The sequence below is a fragment of the Bacteroides sp. RCH18 genome (assembly GCF_058231005.1).
Genome location: NZ_JBIPTC010000001.1, coordinates 305097 through 331822, shown reverse-complemented (window position 1 = coordinate 331822; position 26726 = coordinate 305097). Strand labels below are relative to the sequence as shown.

The window sequence follows — 26726 nt, the reverse complement described above, 5'->3', positions numbered from 1 at the left end:
AGAACAAATATGCAATCATTTCTCCAACTAGTCGCTCATGATTTATATGCCAAGATAGGAAACGATCTGTCTCGTACAGTACTCGTCTTCCCTAACAAGCGTGCCAACTTATTCTTCAACGAATATCTGGCAGGAGAATCCGACCAACCGATCTGGTCTCCTGCCGCAATGAGTATCAGCGACTTGTTCCGGAAGTTATCTGTGCAGAAAGCGGGTGACCCTATCCGGTTGGTCTGCGAGCTATATAAAGTATTCCGTGAAGAAACAGAAAGTCAGGAAACACTGGACGACTTCTATTTTTGGGGCGAGCTGCTGATCAGCGATTTCGACGATGTAGATAAAAACCTGGTAGATGCGGATAAACTCTTCAGCAACTTGCAAGACCTGAAGAATCTGATGGACGATTACGAATTCCTTGATAAAGAGCAGGAAGAAGCGATCCAACAGTTCTTCCAAAACTTCTCTATCGAGCGCCGTACCGTACTCAAAGAGAAGTTTATCTCCCTTTGGGACAAACTGGGTACTATCTACCACCGCTACCGTGAGAACTTAGCGGAACTCGGAATAGCCTACGAAGGAATGCTCTATCGCAATGTAATCGAGCAACTCGATACCACCCGACTGAAATATGACAAATACATCTTTGTCGGCTTCAACGTGCTCAATAAAGTAGAGACCAAATTCTTCCAGCTATTACAAGATGCGGATAAAGCCATGTTTTACTGGGATTACGATATCTTCTATACCACTCAGATCCCCAAACACGAAGCCGGAGAATTCATCAACCGTAATCTGAAACGATTCCCGAATGAATTGCCCGAAAGTTGTTTCGACACTCTGCGGAAGCCGAAGAACATACGCTATATCTCTGCTTCTACCGAGAACGCGCAAGCCCGCTTTCTTCCGGAATGGGTACAAAGTACTCTTTCCACTGCCAACGAAGAAAAAGAGAACGCCGTAGTCCTCTGCAACGAAGCCTTGCTGCTTCCCGTACTCCACTCCATCCCGCAAGAAGTGAAGAACGTCAACATCACGATGGGTTTCCCGCTTGCACAAACTCCAGTATACAGCTTTATCAATGCCGCTATGGAATTACAAACCAACGGCTATCGTACCGATACCGGACGTTTCACCTACGAAACCGTATCCGCTATACTGAAGCACCCATATACCCGTCAGCTGTCCATCAACGCCGAACCTCTGGAACGGGAACTGACCAAGACCAACCGCTTCTACCCACTCCCTTCGGAACTGAAAATGGATGATTTTCTGATCAAACTTTTCACTCCCCGAAGCGGCATCAAGGAGCTATGCGACTACCTGACCGAATTAATCAAAGACATCTCTCTTCTCTATCGGGAAGAAAACGAGTACAACGATATCTTCAACCAACTTTACCGGGAATCCCTCTTCAAGAGCTATACCACTATCAACCGTCTCTATAGCCTGATAGAAACCGGAGAGCTGAACGTACGCACCGACACACTAAGACGCCTGATCAGCAAAGTGCTGACCGCCTCCAACATTCCTTTCCATGGTGAACCTGCCATTGGTATGCAAGTCATGGGAGTACTGGAAACCCGTAACCTTGATTTTCGCAATATCATCCTTCTCTCTCTCAACGAAGGACAGTTGCCTAAATCAGGAGGAGATTCTTCCTTTATTCCCTATAACCTCCGGAAAGCTTTCGGTATGACCACCATCGAACACAAAAATGCGGTCTATGCCTATTATTTCTATCGACTGATACAACGGGCGGAAAACATCACCTTGCTTTACAACACTTCCTCCAATGGGCTGAACCGTGGAGAAGAATCCCGTTTCATGCTGCAACTACTTGTAGAAGGACCTCACAAGATTACCCGCGAATATCTCGAAGCCGGACAATCTCCCCAAGGCACAACAGATATCAGCATAGAGAAAACTCCGGAAGTATTCGAACGACTTCGCTGCTCTTATGATTGTTCGAATCCCCAATCGTATATACTTTCTCCTTCAGCCCTCAACGCCTATCTCGATTGTCGGCTGAAATTCTATTACCGTTATGTAACCAGACTAAAAGCACCGGACGAAGTCAGTGCGGAAATCGACTCCGCATTGTTCGGAACCATCTTCCACCTCTCCGCCCAATTAGCTTATACAGACCTGACCGCCAACGGGAAAATGATACAAAAAGAAGATTTGGAACGCTTGCTGCGCAACGAAGTCAAACTACAAAACTATGTTGACCTCGCTTTCAAGCAAGAGCTTTTCAAAGTTCCGGCAGACGAAAAGCCCGAATACAATGGTGTACAGCTTATCAACTCCAAAGTAATCGTCTCCTACCTGAAACAATTACTGAGGAATGACCTGCAATACGCCCCCTTCGAAATGGTTGCCATGGAAAAGCCTGTTGCCGAGAAGATAACGATTCAGACCGGACAAGGTCCCATCACCCTCCGATTGGGAGGAACCATCGACCGTATGGATGCCAAAGACACCACCCTACGTATCGTAGACTATAAGACCGGAGGAAGCCCCAAGACGCCTGCCAACATCGAGCAATTGTTTACTCCGTCGGAAACGCGTCCCAACTATATCTTCCAGACTTTCCTGTATGCCGCCATTATGAGTCGGCAGCAATCTCTGAAAGTAGCTCCTTCCCTTCTCTACATCCATCGGGCAGCCTCTGAAAGCTATTCGCCCGTCATTGAAATGGGAGAGCCACGCCAGCCGAAAATTCCGGTCAACAACTTTGCCTTTTTTGAAGATGAATTCCGCGAACGCCTGCAAAGACTGTTAGAAGAAATATTCGATGAGAATGAGCCTTTCACACAGACTGAAGATACAAAGAAATGTACTTATTGTGATTTTAAGGCCATTTGCAAACGATAAAATGCTGAAAGAATAATTTATAACTATCAAACAAAACTGTCCTGTTATTCTGAGTTGTCATCACTTCTCTAAAGTAATGTCCACTCAGAATAACAGGACAGTTTTGTTAACCTATATCGAGCTTATATCAGCTTTCCAACAACGGAATCGAGAAACTGAACGTAGAACCTTCTCCCTTCTTCGAAGTGAACCAAAGCTCACCACCGTTCTTGGTAACAAAGTCCTTGCAGAGCAACAGTCCGAGTCCCGAACCTTCTTCATTATTGGTACCGAAGGTACTGAAATGCGTATCGGTATGCAGCAATTTCTTCTGATTCTCTTCATCAATACCACAACCACTATCCTTCACGCTCACTATCGCCATGTTATCCTCTTCTCTCAGTGATACCAAAATTTCCGATCCCTCGTTACTGAACTTAATAGCATTACTTATCAGGTTACGGATAACTGTTTTAATCATATCGATATCCGCACGTACTTCCATGCGTTCTTCCGGAACTTCCATTGCGATGTGGATACTCTTCAGTCCGGCTACCATCGTAAAGATCTCGCTCACTCCTTCCACGACCTCTACCATATCGATATTCTGGTAAACAACCTTCAACTTGCCAATCTGGCTCTTCGTCCATTTCAATAAGTTGTCAAGCAAGGAGAATACATCCTCTGTTGTCTGATTAGCCATCGTCAGCAGTTCATACATTTCAGGGCCGATTGTTTCACTCGGTAAATTCAGAATCAACATATTGAGTACCATCTTGATAGAGCCCATAGGCGAACGAAGGTCGTGTGCAATCACGGAATAGAGTTTATCACGTCCCATAATAGTCTTGCGTAACTCTTCTGTTTGTGCCACGATAATCCGTTTAGCCGCCACTAATGATATCTGATGCGTTACACGAATAATCAATTCCTCTTTATTGAACGGTTTGGAAATAAAATCATTACCGCCCACTTGAAATCCTTTCACGATATCCGCCGTACTATTCAAAGCAGTGAGGAAAATAATAGGAATTTCGCTCATTTCCTCATCCGCCTTCATTTGCTGTGCTACTTCGAAACCGCTGATATCCGGCATCATCACATCCAGCAATACAAGATCAGGTTTTTCTTTCTTCACCTGTTCCAAAGCCTGGGTACCATTGCCTGCTGTTACAATATTGAACTTCTCATTGGTCAAAAGCACCTTCAGCAGAAGGACATTTGAAATTACGTCGTCCACAATAAGGACCTTATATTCGGAAGGATTAATTTCCACATTCATATCATTCTATTTTTTATATTACATCAGATATTTTTAAAATACTCAATCATACGCTTCAATCCGTCTTCCAGTTCAACGGTAGGCTGCCATCCCAGTTTCTCCTTAGCCAACTTTATATCCGGCTGACGCTGTTTCGGATCGTCGGTCGGCAGAGGTTTAAAGACTATCTTCGAAGTAGAGCCGGTCATCCGGATCACTCTTTCCGCCAATTCAAGAACCGGAAACTCATTCGGATTTCCAAGGTTCACCGGACCTGTAAAGTCATCCTCCGTATCCATCATCCGAACCATTCCTTCTATCAAGTCATCGATATACTGAAAACTGCGTGTTTGTTTTCCATCACCATATATCGTAATATCTTCATTATTCAGCGCCTGTATGATAAAGTTCGAGACCACACGACCATCGTTAGGAAGCATCCTCGGACCATAAGTATTAAAGATACGGATGATCTTGATGCGAGTCTGATTCTGACGGTAGTAATCCATAAACAAGGTTTCAGCACATCTTTTACCTTCATCATAGCACGACCGGTAGCCTACCGGATTCACATTTCCCCAATAACTTTCCGGCTGGGGATGAACGATCGGGTCGCCATACACTTCACTGGTAGAGGCTTGCAGTATTTTGGCATCCAGTCTCATCGCCAATCCGAGCATATTGATAGCACCCATCACAGATGTTTTGGCAGTTTGAATCGGATCATGTTGATAATGAATCGGAGATGCCGGACAAGCCAGATTGTAAATTTCATCCACTTCGGCAGAATAAGGATAAGTAACGTCGTGCCTTACAACTTCAAAATGATGGTTTCCCATCAAATGCTTAATATTGTCTTTAGAACCTGTAAAGAAGTTATCCAAACATATAACGTCGTGTCCTTCATTTACAAGTCGAGTACAAAGATGCGAACCAATAAATCCGGCCCCGCCACTTACCAATATTCTTTTCATCTTCTAATTTTAACTATTGTTTTTCAGAGAAGATAACTTCCCCGTCTTGTTTATAGAGGCAAATGTAAACGATTTGCTCATAATATACAATTTTAGAGGTGGATATTTTTTAAGAAAAGCAAAAATAAAATTGTTTCAGTTTCCGAAACAACTTCCCAGTGTCAAGTGTTATTAATGGAAACAAACCACTAATTCAATTGGATTATGATAATGAATGAACTTAATACAAACCTGATAGAAGCGGCCAAAGAAAAGTTCCCTGCAAAAGGACAATTGGCAAATATACTAATGGATACCCTCTATATGGGTAAAGAAGCTATCTACCGGAGGCTGCGCGGCGAAGTCCCCTTCACTTTCCAGGAAGCAGCTATTATTTCAAAAGAACTGGGGATATCATTAGACAGAATTGCAGGAGTCAGCTTCAGCAACAATGCGATGTTCAATATCAATGTAGTAGATCATGGCGAGCCCTTCGAAACCTACTATGATTTCCTGAACAAGCACGTCAAGTTATTCCATACATTGAGGGATGACCCAAGTGCTACCCTGGGAACTGCTTCCAACGTTATTCCCCAAACGATCTATCTGAGACATGAGCTTCTGGCCAAGTTCCGTTTCTTCAAGTGGATGTATCAGAATGAACATATCAACTGTAAGCATTTCGAGGAACTGGATATTCCTCAAAAGATAATCAATGCCCAACAAGATTTCGCAAAGCTTTCTCATCACATTCATTCTACTGATTACATCTGGGACAGTATGGTGTTTCTTCATCTGATCAATGACATACAGTATTTCTCTGATATTCATCTCATTTCAGACGAAATGAAGCAAAACCTGAAAGAAGAACTGCTGATACTTACAGATGAGCTGGAAAAACTTGCTATAAAAGGAAAGACAGACTTTGGTAACGACGTGCATATCTATGTGTCACAGATCAACTTCGAGGCAACTTACAGTTATCTGGAGACAAATACACTGCAACTTAGTCTGATACGTGTTTATTCCATTAATTCACTCACTACGCAGGACGTTCAGATGTTCCAAAGTCTGAAAGAATGGATTCAATCACTAAAGAAATTCTCAACACTAATTTCGGAAAGCGGCGAGATGCAACGCATTCAATTTTTCAAGCAACAGCGGGAAATTATTGATGCTCTGTAGTTTTTTTCCTCATTTTCGATAATCGAAACTAACTAAAAATTATAGTTCCAAATCATGAAAGTAGACAAGCATCTTGCCTACTTTTTTCCATTATACGTCCTCTTTCTACCTCTATTCTATCAAATAAGAAAAATCCCTTACCCCTCAAAGCTGTTTTCCCACACAAAACTCTCGTTTACATGCCGTAATTTTGCATAGAATGTATCACATAGAGTATTAACGTATATAAAAGAGAACAAACAATGAAAAATGGTATTGTAAACGAGTTGATTATTGCAATGAAAGAGCGTATCCCTAAAGGACAAAATCTAGCCAATTCTCTGGCAGACATTTTGTATATGGGAAAAGAAGCTGTCTATCGCAGGCTTCGGGGCGAAGTAGCCTTCACTATCGATGAAGTAGCACTGCTATCCAAAAAGCTCGGTATTTCTATTGATCAAATTATAGGTAACCATCTATCTAACAGAGTTACTTTTGACATGAACCTGCTTAATTCACCTAACACCTTAGACAGTTATTATGAGATTATTAATCGTTATCAGAAGATATTCGAATATGTGAAAGGAGACGAAACCACGGAAGTATATACAGCTTCCAATCTTCTCCCCTTCACCCTTTATTCGTCTTTTGAATACATGTCCAAGTTCCGTCTCTGCCGATGGATTTATCAGAACGGACAGATGAAGACTCCCAATTCACTGGCGGAGATGCAGGTTGATGAAAAGATTGTAAATGCACATAAGAAACTGAGCGAAAGCGTAAAGCAATGTCCGAAGACCTACTTTATCTGGGATAGCAACATCTTTCTTTCATTCATCAAAGAAATCAAGTATTTCGCCAGTCTGAATCTAATTACGGAGGAGGATGTAGCTCATCTGAAAGAAGAGCTTTATCAGCTACTTGCAGTCATGGAAATGCTGTCGATCAAGGGAGAATTCAGCGAAGGACATAAAGTATCTTTCTACCTCTCTAACATCGATTTTGAGGCCACTTACACCTACATAGAGAAAAAAGACTACCAAGTCAGTCTGCTCCGGGTGTATTCTATCAATTCAATGGATTCGCAAAGTCCGCAAATCTGTCAGATACAGCGGAACTGGATCCAGTCACTGAAACGCCACTCTACACTGATTTCAGAAAGTGGAGAAGCCCAACGTATCGAGTTCCTGCAAAAACAGCAGGCTATCATCGATACGCTGTAAAAAACAGGCAGACCAGATCGTTATCAATCTGGTCTGCCTTCCCTTTTCAGGATTATTCATCCTGTCCCACTAATAATAGTTCCCCACTATTATATTTCTTTATATCTTATTGATTTTCTTCCTGAATACGATGCACCCATCCATTGACTACAATCTGAACGGCAAGCCATGACTCAGACATGAAAAAGATGATATGATATTCACTTTGACGATCAAAATATTCTTGTACACCAATATTATACCCTTCCATTTTAGTCATAGCAAGGTAGGCAATCAAATTGATATCAAACACTTTTTTCCCTGTTGCTTTTTCAGTCACGACCAAACGGGTTTCCCGATCTTCCATTAACCTCATTGTGTTTAAATCAACAAAAGCGGTAGCCGGATCCTTTTGTTCCATATAATAAGGCCGGAAGCTCAATACATCATCATTCAACAATGAATTATCATACCCCAAATGTCCATTGGATTCTATAATCTCATAGTCATAATCATTCATATCTAATGTCCAGTTGCCTGTATAAGCCTGAAAGCCGAATCTCACCATTTTTGTATCTCTGATAAGATTGATAGTCTCGGTCTGATGTTCAGTGCCGGTAAAATTCACATCGATAATTTCACCATACCAAAGTGTCTCTATCTTTTTATCAATGACAAGAGATGTTTCACGTTTCAATTTTAGCTTTAAGTCTGAAATAGTAGAAACGCCCGGAGTCAATGCAGTTATATCGTATGAATCACGTGCACCAGCCCATGCCATAAACTGATACTGCCCGACAGGAAGTTCGACCTCCATCTGATAGTTGCCGGTCGATAATGTACTCCCCTCTTCTGCTTGTTTAAACAGGTACTTTCCGTCTTTATCAAATACATAAAGCTCTACTTTATCCACCTGAGTATGAAAAGCATCTGTAAAAAGCATATTGTAGTCATACTTAAATTTGACCAACAAGCGGCATTCCGGCAGGTCTTCGTTGAAGCTGTCGCATGAAGTCATTATTCCGGAGGCTAATAAAAGAACTCCCAGAGTAATGTGACATATAAAGCTTTTTAGATTCATATTTTCCTTTTTTTCAATTATATATAGAGGAAAAGAAACATTTCTTTTCTCGTTATTTCCAAATGAAGGGACAGAATAACCATTGATTCCGTCTAAAAGTAATATCCCGAAGTTTTGCAAAAAGTTTCCGGAAACTTTTTATTGAGTTGAGAGTAAAGTTGCGGGAGATACTCTCCCACAACTTATTTAAAGAAATTGAATTCAAATTACTGATTCAAAATTAGAATTCTTCAGTCTGAGTGTACCAAGTCCAAGGATTAGTCTTAATTTCAATAGACAACCAACCTTCGTCATTTTCATCTGGAGTCTCTTTTTCCGGATCTGGAATACCAGGATATCCCGGATTATTGAACTTCGTAACATTAATATCATAAACAGAGTTACGTACTACACCAAATTCACCCAATTCATTTACTGCAGCACTTGTATCATCATGTTTGATCATGATTTTGTAGTAACTAACAGCGTTCACATAATAAGTAAGACCCACTACAGAGATAGCCCTTTCCTTATCAGTCTTAGCTAATAAAAGAGGCTTCTTATCCTCAAAATCCTGTATAAGACCAGCAACAACAGTTGGAATATTAGCCGGGTCATCAACTTTAGCAGGCAGAGAAACTGCTCCAACACCAACAGCATCTAAATATCTGTTCAATGCAGTAGTCCGGGTTGTCGGGAAAGTAGCAGGTTCCTTATCTGTATACTTTTCAGTCAATTCTGCTTCAATCCATACCATTAGTGTAGTATAAGTATAAAAACCACCACTGATTAACATCCAGTCACCTTTACCCGGTGTACCTGCCGGATCACTTTCACCTTCCTGATCAGTAGATTTACCGTCATTAGGCAAACCATATTCAGACGGAATAAATCTGGCCTTCAACAAAACATGTGTAGTATAAGCGTGCATGTTATGTTCAGCTGTTTGAGTATTTTCGAGACAATACTCGCTAGCTTTATCAAGGTTCCAATTTATCAGACTTACATCACTGTTACTATCATACGCATTATAGTTAGTTAATACCTGAGTATCATAATTAGGGTCAATTCTATATGAACCTATCTTATACTGGTCAAACGGAGTAATACATGTTCCACGACCTGCATTACCAATACCTGCATTTTTATTTTCAGGCTTTTCATTCCAAGTCAATGTTCTCTTAGATATAGGGAAGTATGTCTTATTAGTAGCATTTAATATCCATCCTGCATCAGAAATAGTAGCTTTAGCTTCTGAAGTTGTAGTTATATAAACACGAACTTTTGCAACAACACGGTCTATTCTAATTGACAGTGGATTACTATTTGCAGCCGCTTCTGTTTTATAAAGACTCAAATCAATCGGATCTCCTAAATTCAAAGTCGCATGATTTTCATCCTCATTTGAAGGTTCCAAGGATCCCTTAGAGTTAGACATCATAAAACTACCTGCAGTACTCAAATCACCTGCAGTATCATCCAGAGCAGCATTTACTGTTGCATAGGTAGTAGTTCCAGCAGGCCATTTACCATCCGTAGAAGCAGTCTTAGCTTCAAACTTTGCAGACGGATTCGCAATAATCAATATTCGTTTAGAAGTTGCAGGAACTTTAAAAGCTTTACCGGCCCCCGAAGGTATACCATTGCTACCAAGACCAGCTTGGTCATTAGTCAATGTGATATCAGCAGTAACAGTAGCGGCATCTTCATTAGCATCGTTTGCTGTAAAGAAAATAGCACGTACTTTCGTGATTTTTGACTCAGCCTCAGTTGCAGGCTCCTGATTCGGGTCATGTAATGCACGAGTCTGCGGAGTCTTTACTGCTAAAGCCACCCACGCATCTCCAGTCGGGTCTGTCACCAGTTGATTATCTCCACCCGGATTATCCGTCGGCACCAAGTCTTCATTACTACATGCAGCAAATGCCATAGCAGCAAGCGCTAACATAAAAAAATTCTTTTTCTTCATTGTTTTGTACAAATTAATAAAAGCGTTTCTAACTAGTTTATTTATCTCTATTTTTTTTCTCTATTTCAGCTGCATTCGTTTTTTTCTTAGCCAGTTCCTCCAGATTGTGTCCGGCAGCTTCCAGACCCGATTCGGCAGCGGCTTTCAAATATTTCTCCGCATTTTCATACTCTCCTTTTAATAACATTAATACACCCATAGCATTGCTATATTCCGGCAATTGCTTATTAGCATTTACCACGTTCAAATAGCGTTCCGCAGACACCAAGTCATTGCGTGAAAGAGCTGCTGTAGCAGCATTGATATTAGCGATTTCATCCTTAGGATACATCCGGACAGCTGTCTCGAATACATCGATGAACTCTTGAGAACCCTTCGGGTAGGTATTAGCTACCAAAAACATCTCATTCAAGCTCAAATTCTGAGGACGCGTCTTTATCATTTCTTTCGCTTCGTCCACATTGAAATTCTTAATCTCATAATTCACTTTACAAATAGCCACACGTAGACTTGGGAATATATACTTCAATAAATATCTGTAAGGTACTCCTCCACGAAGCTGCATCAGCTTCGTTTCTCTTCCATTTTCTATAGGAATGTTGGTAATGATGTCCATCACTTCATTCTTATAATCTATATCGATCGTATCCAGCGCTTTCACCAAACCGTCCCAGTTTTCACCGCCAAAGATGATGTAGTACTGATTTCGTGAGAAGTCATATTTGGATGCCAGATAATCACGCAATGCCATCGCACGTCCTTCGGACAATCGCTTATTGTTGGCCAATGAACCTTCAGGTGAAGCATATCCTACAATATCCAGGCGGTTCACCTTTATGCTGGGATCAGACTTCAATTCATCGATCATTGCACGAATCTTCGCCAGTTCTTTCGGATTATTCATGTATTCGGGACGAATATTAACTTTATTCACCTCGAAATCAAGGAAACATTCCGCCTGTATATCGCGACTTTTCACTTCTTCGGCAGCAGGCTGAAAATAAGCAAAGTAGGGCATCACTACATATGGTTCCAGTACGCGTTCCAGATTAATCGGTCCAAGGGGATCCACCCCCATCAGTGCAGTTTCACCACAACCGCATTCGTCACGCTGCACGTCTACACGTGCATCATCCATCCACGTTTCGTATGGCAATATATATCTATATTGAATCGTACCACTTCTTCTCTTATTCCCCTTCTCTACGACATACGGTTTCTCGTAGCTATTCTTTTCCTTCGTACTCATCAACGAAAGCCAGCGTTCATAAGCCAGGTATTCATTATGACCTTTGATCGACACTTTCGGAAGAGCAAGAGTACGCGCCGGAGCCACCAGTTGTGGAATAAAATCCACTCCGTGTGCTGACTTCACCTTGACATCATCCAAAATAAAATCAATATCTATATGAACTACTTTACCACGCTGCTCCAGTTGTACCGGTGCCACAGAAATGGTTCCGTCATAAGAGCGTGTCTGGGCGGTAGCCGAACCTATATTCTGACATAAAACAGCCAACACACATACGATGAACTGTATATTTCTTTTCATCATTCTATTCTCTTTTATTTAATTACATAAATAAGTGATACACTCGCTTTCGTAGGACCGAAATAATTCTTGCTGGTATCTTTCAGTTTGGTACCACAAGCTTTACATGGATACTTTTCATATACAATGTGCGCATATCCTACTCCCACAGATGCCTCTATACTCCACCGTTTCTTCAATATCCATGAATGACCGACAGAAATACCTCCGCCATACAGATGCCCCTGATAACGGCTGTTCTGCATATTCTCACTGATAAACGACCAGTCGGGGAATCCTCCGACATTGAAATCGGCATAATGTCCGTGCACTCCAATGAAGGTACGTCTGAAGCTTTCGCAGAACCAGTAACGGATTTCCGGCTGGACTCCCCAATGCCGGAGTCTGGCTCCGTCATTAAACTTCCAAGGATTATAGTTGAATGGTACATCAAGCGTCCATTTACGTGCCAGCCCAACCTCCAGTCCGAGATTCATGGTAGTAGTAGCATCATAAAGAAGATTACTTTTGACGGCAACTTTCTGCGCTTTACTGTTCACTGCAAATGTGCAGAGCATGACTAATATGAGTATGAATACTTTCTTCATTTATCAGTTTTTTATTTTTTTCTATTATCAAGATCCTTTTTGATATAAATACGCTTTGATTCGTCTCGGCATATCTTTGTCATCCTCCAAGGGTTTATTCGGATTTCTTATAGTTGTCAGATAGATCACCGTATTTCTTGCAACAGAGGTGGAAGCCACATGGATATCAATTACTCCATCCTCTACCATAATACTATTAGGATCGGCACTGGTCACACCGTATTTGTTCTTCATTGTAATCCATGGCACATTGGCACTATTATCTACTTTTGCCGTAAGAAGATAATATTCAAAATCATATGCGCCGGCATTTTCCGTATAATAGTTTACCACCGCTCCTCCAACCGGAATAATAGATTTTCTTACCACGTTGACTGTCTGTTCGATATTACCAAGCTTGATATTAATACTTGATTTATCGGCACTGCCGGCAGGAAGCTTTACTATCACTTCTGTCGTGACCGGAGAATTTGCATTCGCGGCAGAAGGAATTCTTGCAGGTGTGGGAGAAACGATACTCATCGCACCATTCGACACTTTCAGATAGTTGCTTTTATCCGAGAATTGATGCGCATAAGTACAATCCGTTGTCAGCGTAAAAGCAATATACTGATTTCCCGAACTCTCCGTATCGTCATATATGATACAAAGCCGGTTACTTACAGCAAGAAAATATTCACTGTTGGCTTTAATCTCATAAGAAGCAAGATCTGTTATTTTAACCTCATGCTTCAAGTTCATGTTATTAGGCTTCGACAAAAGCGCATCAGCGTAAGTCGCAAATCCCGGAGAATTAGCAGATACTATCGTGAACTCATATTCGTGATTACGCTTTATATCCATATAATTAAAATCACTATCAGCTATAGCCATTTTATAATAATATTCAGTTCCTTTATAGAGTCCATGTATGATCATGTAAGTATTACTATTCGCCTCTGCTTCATATACATATATAGGATCTGCTATATTAATAGTTGCAAAGACAAAATCTTCATCGGTGTCACTTTTGATATAATCAAGCACATTTGTTGCCGTTTCCGGAACGCCGGAAAGATTATGCAGCACCGTATTTTTGTTCATATTGTATACCGAATGCACTCCCAACAAAGTGAAGTCAGCAGTATTACTTTTCACAACGATCTTGGCTACCGCACGCGTCAGTTCCAATGGAACGTCAGACGTACCTATTTTCGTATTTACATTAATCCCTCCTGTAGCCTCATACAGGTAGCTCATCGGCAGTGTTTTTCCGACAAATGGAGGCTCATTTACAGTACTCATCGGTATAGCCGAAATCTGAGAAGTCACACTGGCAAGCGTCTGACCTGTAAAACGATTATTGAAATTATCAATCGAAAAGTCATAAGCCATATTGCCAATATAGAACTTTTCCTGTGGATTGGCCAATATCAGAATCCATGAGGTAACATTCTGTGGCTTAAGCAACACATAACTTTTGTTACCGACATTAATGTTTGCCTGTGCCGCTTCTGCAAATACCGCATTATCAGATACGCCCCCACCAACATCTGTGAATACAAGAATCCAAGGATCTTTGGACACTTCATCTTCCTCCGCTTCCGCTCTGGACACGGGAGTATCATATGATCTTAGCCTTGTAAACAGCTCGATGCTGACTTGGTCTACTTCTTCAGCAGGAACCAAAGAAGCCACCTCCTCCTGTACGCATGATACCATGCATAGAAGTAACCAAAAGAGCATATATGTTTTAATCTGCAATCTCATTCTTTACTCATTAATTCATTCATTTTTCACACATCTTAAAGACACCCCATGCTTAAACGAGGTGCTTATAGGTGCTGGTTCTATATAGCTTAATTCCATGTTCCATATAGAACTCCAATCAGCCCATACTGTACCAGGTTTTTCGGGTATATCGGCAGCCGATGCCGTCATATAAAACCCACCACTCGGATGTTCCAATATGCCTGCTCTCTCTTTTCCGGCTATTGTTTCTGTTCCTGCACCATAATTCCGTCTACCCGCAGCAGGGAAGAACAAAGACTTGCTACCATTAAAGAAGAGACACCCCCAGTATGCGGGGTCTGCACTATGTATTCCAACTCCATATTGTACTTTGTTTTCCGGGAGAAAATTCTGTTCTATCGGACGTCTGTCAAAATATCCGTCTGCATAAAAACCGAATGTCATATTGTCGGGAAGAGGTACAGGTTTATAATATGAGGGCGCAGTACCTACTTGTCCATCATTTGGAGGATTCGAATTATAATACAGATTAGCAGGATCATACATTTCATTCCCATCCCCTGTCATTGGTTCCGCAAATATGGACGCTCTCCATTCTGACGCATTCGCTTCCGCAAGTGTACTGTTATGTGAAGCCCCTCCGGATATACTTCCGTCATTCGGCCGATGATAACCGGTAGGGCAGATTTCAAAATCGTTACTATAACTATCGGATGCATTTCCATTATCCCATATCAGATACTGATTATATTTATAATAGCTCCATCCCCACCCTGTAAGATTGATAGCATTCATATCTGGACGCGGATTCAGTGCTCTATAACCAAAATTATCATAGTCTGTGTCCAATTCCAATCCTTCGGAGTAATTACCGTATGATCCAGGTTTCAGTCTTGCCCATTGGAAATGCGCTCCCGCTTTTGTCGGGAAATCGACTTCCGAAGCATTTCCTTTATTAACTTCCACACTAAAAGGACTTGTTGCAGGAGCAGTTAGAAAACTGCTATGAGTCATATTATAAACTGCAAATGCTCTCGATCCTTTTCGTCCGGAATATAAATAATCCGGTTTTTCGCCCTGTCTCAAGTAAATTGTAGCTTCTTCATAATGCCATCCCCACAATCTATATCTCAATTTTACTGTTGCATATCTTGGGGTGCTCCTTGTATTCGCACCTGTCAATCCGACACGAAAATAAATACGTCCCTTTCCATTTACACTCCTGCCATCCTCTCCTTTCAGGAGATTGGCCGTTACCCGGAAATTCTCAGCATCTCCCGGATTAGATGTTCCGACATTAGGATCGAGGCTAGGTGTCGTACTCAATATAACCATATTATAGGGGTCATCATCTACCCATGCATTCCAATCCGGAAGTATCTCAGCATCTGCTCCGGCTCTGGCATGTTGTCCCATAATAATACGTTCTCCATACTGATTGTCCTTCCAGAAAGCGCCGGTATAACCAGTCGCACCATTTGCCTGATAAGCGGCAGGATGATAGAATTGAAGACGTTTACCATTTTGTTCAATCTTCACAGTGATCTCCCTTTGCAAAGCATTACTACCATCTTCATTCTCTGCCGACAAGGTAATTTTATATGTACCGCTTACATCTTTTGCCATACTATAATAATCATTTTCCCCACTTCCCCAATAATCATTCTCAACCCATCCATCAGCCAACAGATCCATATATCCTGTACCCGACAATTGTCCGCCATCATTTTGAACTGTATACATAAACCGTTCGGGAGCATTAGTACCGTTTGCAGTGGTCTGGAACGCAAGGCTGTTGAAAATACGATTGGTCTCTACCTCCACAGGCACACCGGTAGTTACATTGTACGCTTTGGGCAACACTTTGACTACAGGCATATTTGACGAGAATGAAATCCGGGCACCGTTAAAGTCTGTTATCGAAGCATCCGTATGCGAAATTCTCAATATACGCTGATTATCTATATCCCAATCGTTATCTTCATCCACCCACTTGGAAGCCTTTATATTTACCTCCAGTGGTTCCTTGACAACACCATGAAAATCCAGCATTGTATTAATAGGCAAACTGTAATCCACCGGGTTCGAAGCTATCTTCAGCTCACAAGAAGGACTATAATGGTTTCCCATATCCAACGTAAGAACCACTGCCTTCGTTTTATCTTCTTTTGTCTTCAGTTCCTTAGCAGGTAATATAATTCTGCTTATTTTCTTCGCCCATACTCTTCCACTGCTCGGAGTTGCATCTGAGAAATAACTTTCATTATCTGCTCTGGTGAGAATGCGCACATTATCCTGTCCGATCGTACCTTGATAATTAGAAGTAAGAGGCACCGCATCCGGAATGTTCTCAAATGTAAGTCCTGAGAAAATATCCTCCAGATCATCTTCCGACTCCAATACAACATCTATCCGCACAGCTAGTCTGTCAAGCCCCAGTTGCAATGGATTCACAGTTGAATTATCACTCAATACAGCTCCCCGTCCACCCGGCAGAACTTCCACGCCTTTAATCTCCTGCATCATCGGAATAATCTGTTCGGACGAAAAATAGCGTTCAGGATATGCTATTCCATCCAGATCAGTATATTCCTTTATTCCATCCAACCCACTTATAATAAGCGTATTGGACGGTTCATTGGCCAAAAAGACAAAATCGTAATCTCCGGGATTAATGGGATGTTTTATAATATCCCCGTTAGCAGCAGTATACAGCTTGTTAGATACACATTTTCCATTGACTTGTTCAAACGCCAAAACACGAATTGATTTAATAACATAATCATCAGGAATATCTCCCGGGTTCGTTGCAGCCCGCGTCGTCGTTCCTCCTATCATAATATATGAGCTATTGCTTGTGCTATTGTCTGTGAAAGTTTCATCAATACAAGATGAAAAAATCAACATCAATAATAAATTGAACAAGCCCTTAATATATATACTTCTAATTTTCTCCATTCTCTATCAAACATTCCTTTTTCCAACTGGCTCTTGTAATAGTCTAAAATCTCATAATGCAAATTTCGGAATATTCCATGAAAGGAAGAATTACATTCATTTCTCATACAGACAATAATAGTCACAGAATAAGACTATTATTCATATTATCAAAAAACAGAATTACATATTATGAAACAAACCGATACATAAAACAATTTATTACACAACAAGAAAAAATAAGACCATAAAGTTTCGAATTTCGAAATTAAATTACTATAATAGTATATATAAACTCATTATAAATAAAAGCCCTTGAATGTAATTATTCAAGGGCTTTTATTTATCTCACAGCTATAATTTACTGTCCCAGTTGCATGATGCTTATCTTAATCCGTTTCACCGTATTACTTCCTGTATACGGGGAAGTCGCGACTGTTGCCAAATGTACAATACCTGTTCTGGATTCGGAAGTCGGGTTAGGCAGTACCTCGATGAATATCTTCCCGTCTTCCACAATAATGCGGTCTGTCATTTCTTGTCCGGTCATTGAAGCTGGACACAATCTTATCCAGTTTTTAGGGTCATCATCACCATCTTCAATTTGCCCGGTAAGGCAAAAACAGTTCATTTCATCACCGTTTGCGTTCATACTATCAGCAGGCATATACTTCAGTATATCTCCGGCAGCAATTACTATTCTCTGTTTTAAATGAATCAGTTGTTCCAAATTTCCAAGTTTTACATTTTATAAAAAGATACGTCTTTACCAATAGTTGATATCTTCCAAATTTCACCCTGCAAAATTCGGTATATTCTACGGAACGATGAATTCCATTCATTTCTCATATAGACAACGAAAGTTCAGCAGAAAGGCTAATAATGAGATTATTAAGAAACATGATTGCGAATTTCGAAAATCAAAAATACAGAAAAGGCACACTTTTTCGAAATAAGAATCTAAAAGAATCAACAAGGTTCGTTTTTCGAAACTACACGAACCCTGTTATATATCTGAAAAAGCCTCTGAATGAGTTCATTCAAAGGCTTTTATATCTGTTTGTATATTCAGTCGGAGAATTAGAGAGATTTCCGTTCCGTCTCTGTAGGCGCTACTTCATCGGGTATGCTGAACTCCCTGTTGGCAAACAAATCCGCCAGTCCCGAAATCTGCTTCAGACGCAGCAGTTCATCCCGGTCCATTCCGATATTTTTCATGATCCACTGGTCGGACATACCGGCTCTGTCCAGTTCCGCCACGATGTTACACATCAGCTCGATATTATGCATCCCACGGGCACGGTTGTGGCGAATGGTAGAACTCATGCGATTGGACAAATCCTTATCGATTACTACGATCGGAAGCAATCCGTTCTCACGCTTATAAATTCGTTTCGATGTCTTCAATACCGTATACCGGTGATAACCATCTACGAGGATATAATTATCTTCCTCTTTATTGTAATAACACACGCAAGGCATCGTAAAACCGTCTTCCCAGATCGAAAGCTCCAGTAACTTCATTTCGGGAGGAGCTACAACATTCGGGTTATAATCGTTCGCTAATACTTTTTCTACGGGCACTGCTTTCACCTCGTAGACTGGACTTTTATCTACACTCATGATACTATGATTCTATATTGTTCCATTACTTGACTTCTCTTACTCATCTCCTCCTTTGTAGGCGAGAATCCCATATATTTGCAGGCATGGTCATTCTTGAGGATACAGATACACATACGTTTGTAAGTCGGTATTTCCCTGAATTCCGGAATATCGATATCATCCTGATATTCCATGCGTACCGGCTTCTTCAATGTCTTATAGTTGCTGTTATCCATCACGATAATCGGCACTTTGGCATCAATCAGTTTCTGAATGGTCGAATCGCTCAGACAACCTCCTTTGGTTCGCCAGAAGTGTACGCTGACAGACAGTTTGCGAAGATATCCCTTTCGTGCCCGTTCAGGCAAGGTAGAGAGCAGGAAGTACATAAACTCCCTCCAGGTATACCCTTCCGGAAGTTTGACCATCTGCCATCCCATGGCGTGCGTACCGCCATACATACCGGTGAAATTCACACCATTCACCCGTCCTATCATCTTTCCCCAGGTGTTAGGGTCGAGTACCCGGTAGAGCGCCAGACTCTCCTGCGCTTCATTGATGAACGGGCTTGCCACCCGCTGACGTTCCAGATTCACACCGGCACGATAATACAGGTCATACAGGATATTATAATCCCACTGGAATTTTCCATTCGCCGTCCACACATCCGTCGTCTTCCAGTCGAAGATGGGATAGGCATTATAGATGTCGTTTCCTACCTTTGAAGTCCATCTATACTTGTGATACATCTGGAATTTGCGGCTCATGTAGATACAGCGCCAGCGGTTAAAACTTTCCTGCGTACGGATGCCGATCAGACAGCAAGTGCGCACTGCATCCTTTTTCTGATGGAGCCACTGCGCAAAACGCATCTGGAATTCATAATCCCACATGGTCGTATTATAAAAAGGAAAATCCTCCTTCTTCATGGCCTTCTTAGGCATGGAGCGTACCCAGATATCTTTCTTGTTATCCTCCCAGGGGCGCCAGAAAGACTGATACATGGATGTACACGTAGATACCCGGAAAGGCACGCACACCCGGTATACATCCAGAATGTCCTTGTTCGCCTCCAGTATTCTGTCCACATAGTCGATGGTCATCTTGTATTGAATCTCATAGTCCATGTGAAATACTCCCAAACGTATTTTCAGATTATTCCGCCTGATATAGTCGATACACATATTCAGCAGTACCCCACTATCCTTTCCCCCCGAGAAAGATACATAAATATTATCAAACTCGTTAAATATTACCTTCAGTCGCTCTTGTGCTAATTCATATACATTTTTTGTTCCTGTGATTGTTTTTTTTCCCATAATTCATCTGTTCATTTTTACATAGCGTGTCCACTTCTTGTCCATAGATGCAAACTCGAATTTCTCAAAAGTTTCCTGATCTTGTATCAGCGTGACAGAGTTAAGCGTCCAACCCGCAGGTATAAATGCCGTGACTACAGAAGATAGCAGAAGCGACAAGATCTCTTTTCGTTTCTCGTCCACCGCAGCTACATAATAATTATTAATGACAGCCTTTTTCCCGCTTTTCTGTTCAATCGGGATAAAGCCTATCACATCTCTGTTATCAATCGCAATGTACCAAACGAAATCTTCGCTTGTTTTGAACGGATAGTTATTATTTGCACGTATTACATCCGGATCCATTACTAGAGGCGCCAAAAGCTGATATAAATGTTTGTCTTTTCCTTTTAATTGTATTACCTGTATCATAGCATTCAAAAATAGACAGACAAAAATAGGTAAAATTTCCTCGTTTCAACACAAAGCATGCGTAAAAAATTTGTTTTTTAGCAATTACCCCTCTTGTTTCATGATAATTTCTAGTTCCCCCACCACCTGATGCGTACGTTTATCCAATCGGACAATGGCGATTTCTTCTTTGTTTTTTATCGCTTCTTCCACCATGTCCAAAGCCAGAGAAGTTTCTATTTTCATGTTCCGACAGTCGAACAGAAAAGAAAAGAACTCCGAATAACTCATCAGTTTGCAATCTTTCCCATGTGTCATAGCATTTGCCTTTCCCGATCCGCACGAAAGTTCTTCCCTTATCGCACGGAAAGTTATATGGCCTTTTCCTTTTCCCTGCAATATTTTCTCAATTCTTCTTACTCTTTCCAGTAAAGTCTCTTCATTATTTTCCATATCAAACTTTTTAGTATACCTATTTCTATTTTACTTATAAAAATTATTTTCTTTTTGTTCCCGAAAACGGGAGCAAAGACTATTTTTTTCAATCTAATTTTGCCACCGCAGAGCTGGAAAATCCAGTTCCATCTCAATTCATTATAAACTCTATAAACATGGATAAACCTGAGCTCAACGAAGAAGCTAGTTTATTTAAGGGTATGCGGGACAAAGCTCCCGTACCCGTCACGATGGAGGAACTCCATCGTCTTATAACCGGTGATTCTCTTCACGATTCTACCGAGAAATTTCGTTACTTCACTTCTGTCGGTCTCCATACAGATGCCGACAAGGAGAAAACGAAAGCATTGTGCTTCACTCCCAGTGTGACCTGCAAAGGAGGACACGCCCAAAAGCATGTAACTGCCTACACCGGTCGCTGCATGGTCGATTTCGACGATCAGCCTATGGAGAAACTTCTCCATGCCCTGGAGTTGCTTGCCGATGATCCTTATGTGGTGCTTGCCTACATTACCATTTCCAACGCAGGGCTGCGCATCATCTACCGGACAGACGTGACGGACATAGCCTGTCATCCGCATGCTTATTCCCAAGGCAACGAACATTACGCACGCCTTCTTTCGTTCAAAGCCGATCCGAAGTGCAAGGATGCTACCCGATGCAGTGTATTGTGCGAGCACAAGCATGCCTATTTCAATCCGGAGGCAGAGAGGATGCATATTGAAATCCCTTCCGAAGAAAAAAAGACGAAAAAGAAACCGGGTCGCCCACGCAAGATACACAGTACCGAAGTCGGACTTGCCGAACCCGCCGTTTTGGACATGCTCGCACAGCAAGGCAAGGCGTATACGGAAGGACGCTACAATGAATATGTATCTTGCGCCCTTTATCTGATGAACGGTTTCGGAGTACCCGAAGAAGATGCCTGTGACTGGGCGGTGAATCATTTCGAGGATTATAACTCCTCCGTCATCGCCTCCATCTGTCATTCGGTCTACCAGCATACCGAAGAACATGGTAGCCGGCCACTTCCCCACCCTTCCCGAAAGCGCAAAGATACTCCCGAATTTAACTACGCTACAATAGAGGAACTAGAGGATTTTATCAATACTCAGACAGAGGTTCGTATTAATGTCTTCAATCATCGCCGGGAAATCTGCATGGTGGAAGAAACAAAATTCCGGCCATTGACGGATAGTGATGAAAACACTCTTTGGCTGCGCGCTCAGAAAAAAGGATTATATACTTCCTATAGGATTTTCTCAAGCATCCTGAATTCGGAATTTATAGGCAACTTTCATCCGTTTCAGACGTATGTCGAGGGACTGTCGAAGTGGGACGGAGTAACCGATTACATTTCTCAGGTAGCCGATCTGGTTGAGACAACCGACCGCCGTTATTTCCAGCATGTTTTCAAAAAATGGTTCGTTGCGTATGTGGCATCCAATCTCGTTCCGGAAGTCATCAACCATGAGATACTGACACTCATTGGCGAAGAAGGAGTCTATAAGACCACTTTCATCAAAAAACTGATTCCACCGGAATTGCAAAAATATTTCTGTCCGAAAGTCAGCACCGGTGCATTTACCAAAGACGATCTGCTGGAGATTGCCGAGAGCCTGATCATCTGTCTGGAAGAGATCGACAGCATGAGTATGTCGAAAATGAACCGGATCAAGGCAAGCGTGACGCTGCCCGAAGTCAATACCCGTGCCGCGTATGCCCACAACAGAGAATACCTGTCACACTGCAGTTCTTTCTGTGCCACAGGCAACAACCGGTATTACCTGCCGGATGGGTACAATCGCCGATGGCTCTCCATATATGTACTCAACATCAATGCTTCGGCGCTGGATTCCCTTCCTTACGATGGAATGTATGCTCAGGCTTGGTCACTCTACTGTTCCGGTTTCTGCTACTGGTTTGAGGGAGATGAAGCACAAGATGTCAAAGAGCACAATGAATGGTTTAAGGAACCCAGCATTGAAGAAGAATTGGTTCTGGAACATTACCGTCTTCCCCTACCGGGAGAAAAGCCGGTGTTACTGTCCGTTACCAGAATCATGACGACTGTCAGCCTGGGAACCAAGTATGTACTTTCGCATACGAAAACCCGTCAGGCTTTGGAGAAATTCGGGTTTCGCCAGGCACGTACCAAAAAACTCCGGGGATTTCTGGTCATAGAGCTTACCAATAAAGAGATTGCTGAAAACCAGCGCTATACTCCTTCAAAAGAAGAGACAGATGGTCCTGATATCTTTTTCTAAATAAGTAGATGGGTGACAAAGTGGCAAAAATAAACTCTGTTTTCTAACATATATAGGAAAAATAAATAATTAATAGAATACAGAAAAAATAAAAATAGATATTTAATTATTTTCCTATATATAGTCTTTTACTCCTTTTATGCTTTGTCATTTTGTCACCCGTCCCTTTACCCACGTCCTATATTGGCATGAAAAACGACCGCTCAATTAAGTGAAAACGAGCGGTCGTTCTGATACAAAGATACGGTTGAGTGGAGTAAATCAAGCGGTCATCTTTGTTCAATCAAGCGGTCATTTTAGTCTGATCGAGCGGTTGATTCAGTTTAATTGAACGGTCGATTATTCCGATTCTCTTCCGAGGCCGTTGTGTATCCGTCCGGTTCTCCCAGAAAACGTACAATCAGGCGAACCTCCCGTGCGCTGAACATTTTCATTTTCGGATGAAAATCTCCTGCCGTCAGCTCTTCCATCAGTGGCATGCAATTGCGCATCCACCGGCGCAGCTTTGCTACGGATACCGGATTACTAAGCTTCGGGAAATACATTTTCGCCAACTCTACTTTATCATAACATCTCACACTGAATTTAATATCTTCCATTTTGTTTGGATTTGTATGTTCTTTAATGATATAAAGATACTGCTTTTTCTGTAGAATATCAAATATTTAGTCAAATATATTAACCATAGTTTAGTACCGTTCACTGTCGTCCGTTCTCTTTCCCTTGTGTTGTATCTTTGCAGAGTAATCAATGAGAAAAGGATCCTGACTTGAGAACAATCAATTAAAAAAGTAACCATTAAATTGTAAATTAAAGTATGTCACAAAAGTATGTATTAGTAGCGCGGAAGAATCCGCTTAAACCATTAGAGACAGCGAAGTTCTATGCAACGGCTCACAGTAACCGCAAGGTGGATACGAACGAAGTCATCAAGCGTATCTCCGAACGTTCTTCTTATTCCATCGGTGAATTGAAAGGCTGCATCACTGAGTTTCTGTTAGAAATCAAGAATCAGTTGGAATTGGGGAATATCGTCATTCTCGGTGATTTGGGACGCTTCCGTGTGACGATTGTTACCGGCACTGCCACCGAAACAGCCAAGGAGTTCAAGGCTTCCAGCTGTATCAAAATTTCCCGCGTACGCTTCCATCCCGGCTCTATGCTTATGGATATGTGTAAGGCGATGAAATATTCGCTGATTAAAGCGGGTAAGGAGGAAGAGGATGACGACGATGTTGTCGATCCTAACCCGAACCCTAATCCCGGAGGAGGTGACGAAGAAGCACCGGACCCGACAGTATAATTCTAACATAAAATTCAAAAATCATGAAAAAATCAATTTGGAAACAGATTCTTCAAATCATCATCACAGTAGCTACTTCTATCGTGTCCGCCCTGGGTGTGACCTCATGTATATGAAAGAGGAATATTTAGCACGAAGCATTCAGTACATCGTAGTACATTGCAGCGCCACCCGCGTCAATATTCCTTTCACAGAAGAACAACTGCTTCAATGTCATCTGCAACGCGGCTTTAAAGGCATCGGTTATCATTTTTATGTCACCAAGGATGGAATGCTTCACCATACCCGTCCCATGGCACAGATCGGTGCTCATGCAATAGGTTTTAACCTGCATAGTCTTGCCATCTGCTATGAAGGCGGTCTGGACGAGCAGGGAAAGCCGGCCGATACACGGACGCCTTTACAGAAAGAAACGCTTCGGCGGGTATTGGGAGAATTGAAACAACTTTATCCCGAGGCAAAGATTGTGGGGCATTATCAGTTAAGTGCGAGTATTCATAAAACGTGTCCTTGTTTTGATGCGAGGAAGGAGTATGAGAATTTATAAAAGTCTTTTATAGGTATTAAAAATAAAGGTGGTTTTCAACCACCTTTATTTTTGCATTTATGAAAACAAATGATCATGCTTATTTTCTTTTAGCGGTAAAAATCCAGCTGTTTCTTATTTTTTTAGTCTTATAAAAACCTTTTTTGTGAACTCTAATGCAATTCTATTCCTAAATAGAATTAGTGAAAAGCTATATCCTAAAACAGATGCAAAAACGCTTATACATAGTGTGAAAATATCAGGCATGCCAAGCTGTCGAATTAGAATGCAGATAAGTGAAACCACTATACATCCCAAAGCAACTGTCACAATGTTATTTACTACATCAGAATTCAGTCTCACAACTTTCAATCCATAGTATAAACAAATAATCATCATAATAGCCTCTGCTACAACCGTTGAAAATGCTGCTGCATTTTCTTTCCAAACCGGAATCAATACGAAGTTAATAACAATATTTGCAATTGCACTAACAATCGTTGCTATTAAGACTATTTTCTCTTTTTTTGCCGGAATCAATACACACTGATTAAAAATCCACCCGAATATACAAAAAGCAAGCGCAATGCTAAGCAATTGCAAAGAAGTTACTGCTTGAATATATGTAGCATCCGAAATCAATAAAACAATCTCTTTACTTAGTAAATACAATCCAACAACAGCCGGCAGAACCAAAATAGTCAATACATTAAATATCCGCATGAGAGTTTTCTTATACTCTCCCATACGATTCTGTCCCATTAACAATGCCAATCGAGGTATAGACACGACAAGAACTGATGAAAGCATCATTTTTACTATCCTATAAACTTTAGATGACACAGAATATATGCCCACCTCATAATTTGTAGCCATGAAGCCCAACATTGTCATATCCGAATTCACATAAATGGAGGTAGCCATAGTTGATGCGAATATAACCAGAATTGGAGCTATATGTTTTCTCCAATTACAATCTAATGTAATTCTTAATTGACAGTACTTTTTGGCATGAATAAAATTCAAGATATTTGATCCTGCATTCGCAAAAACTGTAATTCCTGCATAAATAATATAATCTTCTGGTTTCCTTACTAAAACCAGCAATAGAATGATGGAAACGATCTTAAATACAATACTGCGAATCGTAATATATGCATACTCTTCAAAAATCGAGAAGATCCATTCGGTACCTATAGTTGTAAATATGAGTTCAATACTAAATATCAATATGATCAATCTGTAACTATAAAACTTTGGAACGGTTATAAGACAAATAACCATAAGCAAATATGCTACAATAGTTGACACTAAATTGATAGAGAAAATCTCGCTGGCAAACTGATCAAATTCTTTTCTCTGGTCTCTATATTTTGTTCCCTCTCTTATCGCATATGTTGTAATTCCCAGAGCAGCAATCAATAGAAAATATTGATTCAGTGACAATGCAAAATTATACTTACCTATATTCTCTACTTGAAGAACACGTGACACATAAGGAAAGGTTATGATCGGAAAAAGTAAATTAAGTACTGTTCGTATCCCGTTCAATAAAGCATTTACACCTAACGATTTATTTTTAGTCATGATC

22 protein-coding genes are annotated in these 26726 nt (G+C 41.2%); 7 read left to right on the top strand and 15 right to left on the bottom strand.

The genetic code is table 11. The features are described 5' to 3' along the window. Positions 1 to 9: 9 nt before the first annotated feature. Complete coding sequence (locus ACHLI0_RS01310) at positions 10 to 2874, top strand: PD-(D/E)XK nuclease family protein (RefSeq protein ID WP_490748279.1); 2865 nt, start codon at positions 10 to 12, stop codon at positions 2872 to 2874. Positions 2875 to 3001: 127 nt separating this feature from the next. On the opposite strand, the gene ACHLI0_RS01305 is transcribed toward ACHLI0_RS01310, so the two are convergent. After that, positions 3002 to 4135 carry a hybrid sensor histidine kinase/response regulator gene (locus ACHLI0_RS01305; protein ID WP_055217688.1) on the bottom strand — a complete coding sequence of 378 codons (1134 nt, stop codon included), beginning with the start codon at positions 4133 to 4135 and terminating at the stop codon, positions 3002 to 3004. A gap of 23 nt (positions 4136 to 4158) precedes the next feature. Further along, the gene (locus ACHLI0_RS01300; protein WP_055217683.1) at positions 4159 to 5088 is read right to left on the bottom strand and encodes a UDP-glucuronic acid decarboxylase family protein; all 930 of its coding nucleotides are present in this window, start codon (positions 5086 to 5088) and stop codon (positions 4159 to 4161) included. Positions 5089 to 5292: 204 nt separating this feature from the next. Here ACHLI0_RS01300 and ACHLI0_RS01295 point away from each other — a divergent pair, with 204 nt between their 5' ends. Next, positions 5293 to 6252 carry a hypothetical protein gene (locus tag ACHLI0_RS01295; RefSeq protein WP_055217681.1) on the top strand — a complete coding sequence of 320 codons (960 nt, stop codon included), beginning with the start codon at positions 5293 to 5295 and terminating at the stop codon, positions 6250 to 6252. 242 nt (positions 6253 to 6494) lie between these two features. After that, entirely contained in the window at positions 6495 to 7454 is a 960-nt protein-coding gene (locus tag ACHLI0_RS01290; protein ID WP_234117702.1) for a helix-turn-helix domain-containing protein, read from the top strand. A 106-nt stretch (positions 7455 to 7560) separates the two neighbouring features. Here the strand turns inward: ACHLI0_RS01290 and ACHLI0_RS01285 are convergent, their stop codons facing one another. The 11 genes from ACHLI0_RS01285 to ACHLI0_RS01235 all read right to left on the bottom strand — a co-directional run bounded on the left by ACHLI0_RS01285 (position 7561) and on the right by ACHLI0_RS01235 (position 21036). Next, positions 7561 to 8514: a FimB/Mfa2 family fimbrial subunit gene (locus ACHLI0_RS01285; protein WP_055218537.1), complete on the bottom strand. Its 954-nt coding sequence runs from the start codon at positions 8512 to 8514 to the stop codon at positions 7561 to 7563. A 220-nt stretch (positions 8515 to 8734) separates the two neighbouring features. Next, positions 8735 to 10462, bottom strand: coding sequence for an Mfa1 family fimbria major subunit (locus ACHLI0_RS01280; RefSeq protein ID WP_055217677.1), 1728 nt, complete (start codon positions 10460 to 10462; stop codon positions 8735 to 8737). A gap of 37 nt (positions 10463 to 10499) precedes the next feature. Continuing rightward, positions 10500 to 12017, bottom strand: coding sequence for a DUF3868 domain-containing protein (locus ACHLI0_RS01275; protein ID WP_490748278.1), 1518 nt, complete (start codon positions 12015 to 12017; stop codon positions 10500 to 10502). 11 nt (positions 12018 to 12028) lie between these two features. Then, positions 12029 to 12601, bottom strand: a complete 573-nt coding sequence (locus ACHLI0_RS01270; protein ID WP_234117696.1) for a DUF3575 domain-containing protein — start codon at positions 12599 to 12601, stop codon at positions 12029 to 12031. A 27-nt stretch (positions 12602 to 12628) separates the two neighbouring features. Further along, the gene (locus tag ACHLI0_RS01265) at positions 12629 to 14350 is read right to left on the bottom strand and encodes a hypothetical protein (protein WP_055217673.1); all 1722 of its coding nucleotides are present in this window, start codon (positions 14348 to 14350) and stop codon (positions 12629 to 12631) included. 15 nt (positions 14351 to 14365) lie between these two features. Further along, positions 14366 to 17170 (bottom strand): fimbrial protein, encoded by a 2805-nt coding sequence (locus ACHLI0_RS01260; RefSeq protein WP_490748277.1) that lies wholly within the window; start codon positions 17168 to 17170, stop codon positions 14366 to 14368. Between the two features lie 460 nt (positions 17171 to 17630). After that, a complete protein-coding gene (locus tag ACHLI0_RS01255; protein ID WP_258973558.1) occupies positions 17631 to 17999 on the bottom strand; it encodes a hypothetical protein in 369 nt (122 codons plus the stop codon). A 350-nt stretch (positions 18000 to 18349) separates the two neighbouring features. After that, positions 18350 to 18892, bottom strand: coding sequence for an IbrB-like domain-containing protein (locus ACHLI0_RS01250; protein WP_055217668.1), 543 nt, complete (start codon positions 18890 to 18892; stop codon positions 18350 to 18352). Then, a complete protein-coding gene (locus ACHLI0_RS01245) occupies positions 18889 to 20193 on the bottom strand; it encodes a DUF3440 domain-containing protein (protein WP_055217667.1) in 1305 nt (434 codons plus the stop codon). Before ACHLI0_RS01245 ends, ACHLI0_RS01250 begins: the two co-directional genes overlap by 4 nt. 3 nt (positions 20194 to 20196) lie before the next feature. Continuing rightward, on the bottom strand, positions 20197 to 20604 hold the full coding sequence (locus ACHLI0_RS01240; RefSeq protein ID WP_055218534.1) for a hypothetical protein: 408 nt from the start codon (positions 20602 to 20604) through the stop codon (positions 20197 to 20199). Positions 20605 to 20688: 84 nt separating this feature from the next. Continuing rightward, complete coding sequence (locus tag ACHLI0_RS01235) at positions 20689 to 21036, bottom strand: hypothetical protein (RefSeq protein ID WP_055217666.1); 348 nt, start codon at positions 21034 to 21036, stop codon at positions 20689 to 20691. Between the two features lie 158 nt (positions 21037 to 21194). Here ACHLI0_RS01235 and ACHLI0_RS01230 point away from each other — a divergent pair, with 158 nt between their 5' ends. Then, a complete protein-coding gene (locus ACHLI0_RS01230) occupies positions 21195 to 23306 on the top strand; it encodes a VapE domain-containing protein (RefSeq protein WP_490748276.1) in 2112 nt (703 codons plus the stop codon). Positions 23307 to 23629: 323 nt separating this feature from the next. Here the strand turns inward: ACHLI0_RS01230 and ACHLI0_RS01225 are convergent, their stop codons facing one another. Further along, positions 23630 to 23905: a DUF4248 domain-containing protein gene (locus tag ACHLI0_RS01225; protein WP_055218532.1), complete on the bottom strand. Its 276-nt coding sequence runs from the start codon at positions 23903 to 23905 to the stop codon at positions 23630 to 23632. A 218-nt stretch (positions 23906 to 24123) separates the two neighbouring features. Between ACHLI0_RS01225 and ACHLI0_RS01220 the strand changes: the two genes are divergently transcribed. The 3 genes from ACHLI0_RS01220 to ACHLI0_RS01210 are packed head-to-tail and all read left to right on the top strand — an operon-like array spanning position 24124 to position 25156. Continuing rightward, positions 24124 to 24609, top strand: a complete 486-nt coding sequence (locus ACHLI0_RS01220; protein ID WP_490748275.1) for an HU family DNA-binding protein — start codon at positions 24124 to 24126, stop codon at positions 24607 to 24609. A 23-nt stretch (positions 24610 to 24632) separates the two neighbouring features. After that, positions 24633 to 24725, top strand: a complete 93-nt coding sequence (locus ACHLI0_RS01215; RefSeq protein ID WP_155521379.1) for a smalltalk protein — start codon at positions 24633 to 24635, stop codon at positions 24723 to 24725. Beyond that, complete coding sequence (locus ACHLI0_RS01210) at positions 24722 to 25156, top strand: N-acetylmuramoyl-L-alanine amidase (protein ID WP_490748274.1); 435 nt, start codon at positions 24722 to 24724, stop codon at positions 25154 to 25156. The genes ACHLI0_RS01215 and ACHLI0_RS01210 overlap by 4 nt, the downstream gene beginning before the upstream one ends. 114 nt (positions 25157 to 25270) lie before the next feature. On the opposite strand, the gene ACHLI0_RS01205 is transcribed toward ACHLI0_RS01210, so the two are convergent. Beyond that, positions 25271 to 26722, bottom strand: coding sequence for a flippase (locus tag ACHLI0_RS01205; protein ID WP_490748273.1), 1452 nt, complete (start codon positions 26720 to 26722; stop codon positions 25271 to 25273). Positions 26723 to 26726 lie beyond the last annotated feature (4 nt).

What these genes read in the sequence shown, in the direction of transcription:
- ACHLI0_RS01310 (WP_490748279.1), top strand. Translation starts at nt 10, where the DNA reads ATGCAATCATTTCTCCAACTAGTCGCTCATGATTTATATGCCAAGATA.
- ACHLI0_RS01305 (WP_055217688.1), bottom strand. Translation starts at nt 4,135, where the DNA reads ATGAATGTGGAAATTAATCCTTCCGAATATAAGGTCCTTATTGTGGAC.
- ACHLI0_RS01300 (WP_055217683.1), bottom strand. Translation starts at nt 5,088, where the DNA reads ATGAAAAGAATATTGGTAAGTGGCGGGGCCGGATTTATTGGTTCGCAT.
- ACHLI0_RS01295 (WP_055217681.1), top strand. Translation starts at nt 5,293, where the DNA reads ATGATAATGAATGAACTTAATACAAACCTGATAGAAGCGGCCAAAGAA.
- ACHLI0_RS01290 (WP_234117702.1), top strand. Translation starts at nt 6,495, where the DNA reads ATGAAAAATGGTATTGTAAACGAGTTGATTATTGCAATGAAAGAGCGT.
- ACHLI0_RS01285 (WP_055218537.1), bottom strand. Translation starts at nt 8,514, where the DNA reads ATGAATCTAAAAAGCTTTATATGTCACATTACTCTGGGAGTTCTTTTA.
- ACHLI0_RS01280 (WP_055217677.1), bottom strand. Translation starts at nt 10,462, where the DNA reads ATGAAGAAAAAGAATTTTTTTATGTTAGCGCTTGCTGCTATGGCATTT.
- ACHLI0_RS01275 (WP_490748278.1), bottom strand. Translation starts at nt 12,017, where the DNA reads ATGATGAAAAGAAATATACAGTTCATCGTATGTGTGTTGGCTGTTTTA.
- ACHLI0_RS01270 (WP_234117696.1), bottom strand. Translation starts at nt 12,601, where the DNA reads ATGAAGAAAGTATTCATACTCATATTAGTCATGCTCTGCACATTTGCA.
- ACHLI0_RS01265 (WP_055217673.1), bottom strand. Translation starts at nt 14,350, where the DNA reads ATGAGATTGCAGATTAAAACATATATGCTCTTTTGGTTACTTCTATGC.
- ACHLI0_RS01260 (WP_490748277.1), bottom strand. Translation starts at nt 17,170, where the DNA reads ATGATAGGAGGAACGACGACGCGGGCTGCAACGAACCCGGGAGATATT.
- ACHLI0_RS01250 (WP_055217668.1), bottom strand. Translation starts at nt 18,892, where the DNA reads ATGAGTGTAGATAAAAGTCCAGTCTACGAGGTGAAAGCAGTGCCCGTA.
- ACHLI0_RS01245 (WP_055217667.1), bottom strand. Translation starts at nt 20,193, where the DNA reads ATGGGAAAAAAAACAATCACAGGAACAAAAAATGTATATGAATTAGCA.
- ACHLI0_RS01240 (WP_055218534.1), bottom strand. Translation starts at nt 20,604, where the DNA reads ATGATACAGGTAATACAATTAAAAGGAAAAGACAAACATTTATATCAG.
- ACHLI0_RS01235 (WP_055217666.1), bottom strand. Translation starts at nt 21,036, where the DNA reads ATGGAAAATAATGAAGAGACTTTACTGGAAAGAGTAAGAAGAATTGAG.
- ACHLI0_RS01230 (WP_490748276.1), top strand. Translation starts at nt 21,195, where the DNA reads ATGGATAAACCTGAGCTCAACGAAGAAGCTAGTTTATTTAAGGGTATG.
- ACHLI0_RS01225 (WP_055218532.1), bottom strand. Translation starts at nt 23,905, where the DNA reads ATGGAAGATATTAAATTCAGTGTGAGATGTTATGATAAAGTAGAGTTG.
- ACHLI0_RS01220 (WP_490748275.1), top strand. Translation starts at nt 24,124, where the DNA reads ATGTCACAAAAGTATGTATTAGTAGCGCGGAAGAATCCGCTTAAACCA.
- ACHLI0_RS01215 (WP_155521379.1), top strand. Translation starts at nt 24,633, where the DNA reads ATGAAAAAATCAATTTGGAAACAGATTCTTCAAATCATCATCACAGTA.
- ACHLI0_RS01210 (WP_490748274.1), top strand. Translation starts at nt 24,722, where the DNA reads ATGAAAGAGGAATATTTAGCACGAAGCATTCAGTACATCGTAGTACAT.
- ACHLI0_RS01205 (WP_490748273.1), bottom strand. Translation starts at nt 26,722, where the DNA reads ATGACTAAAAATAAATCGTTAGGTGTAAATGCTTTATTGAACGGGATA.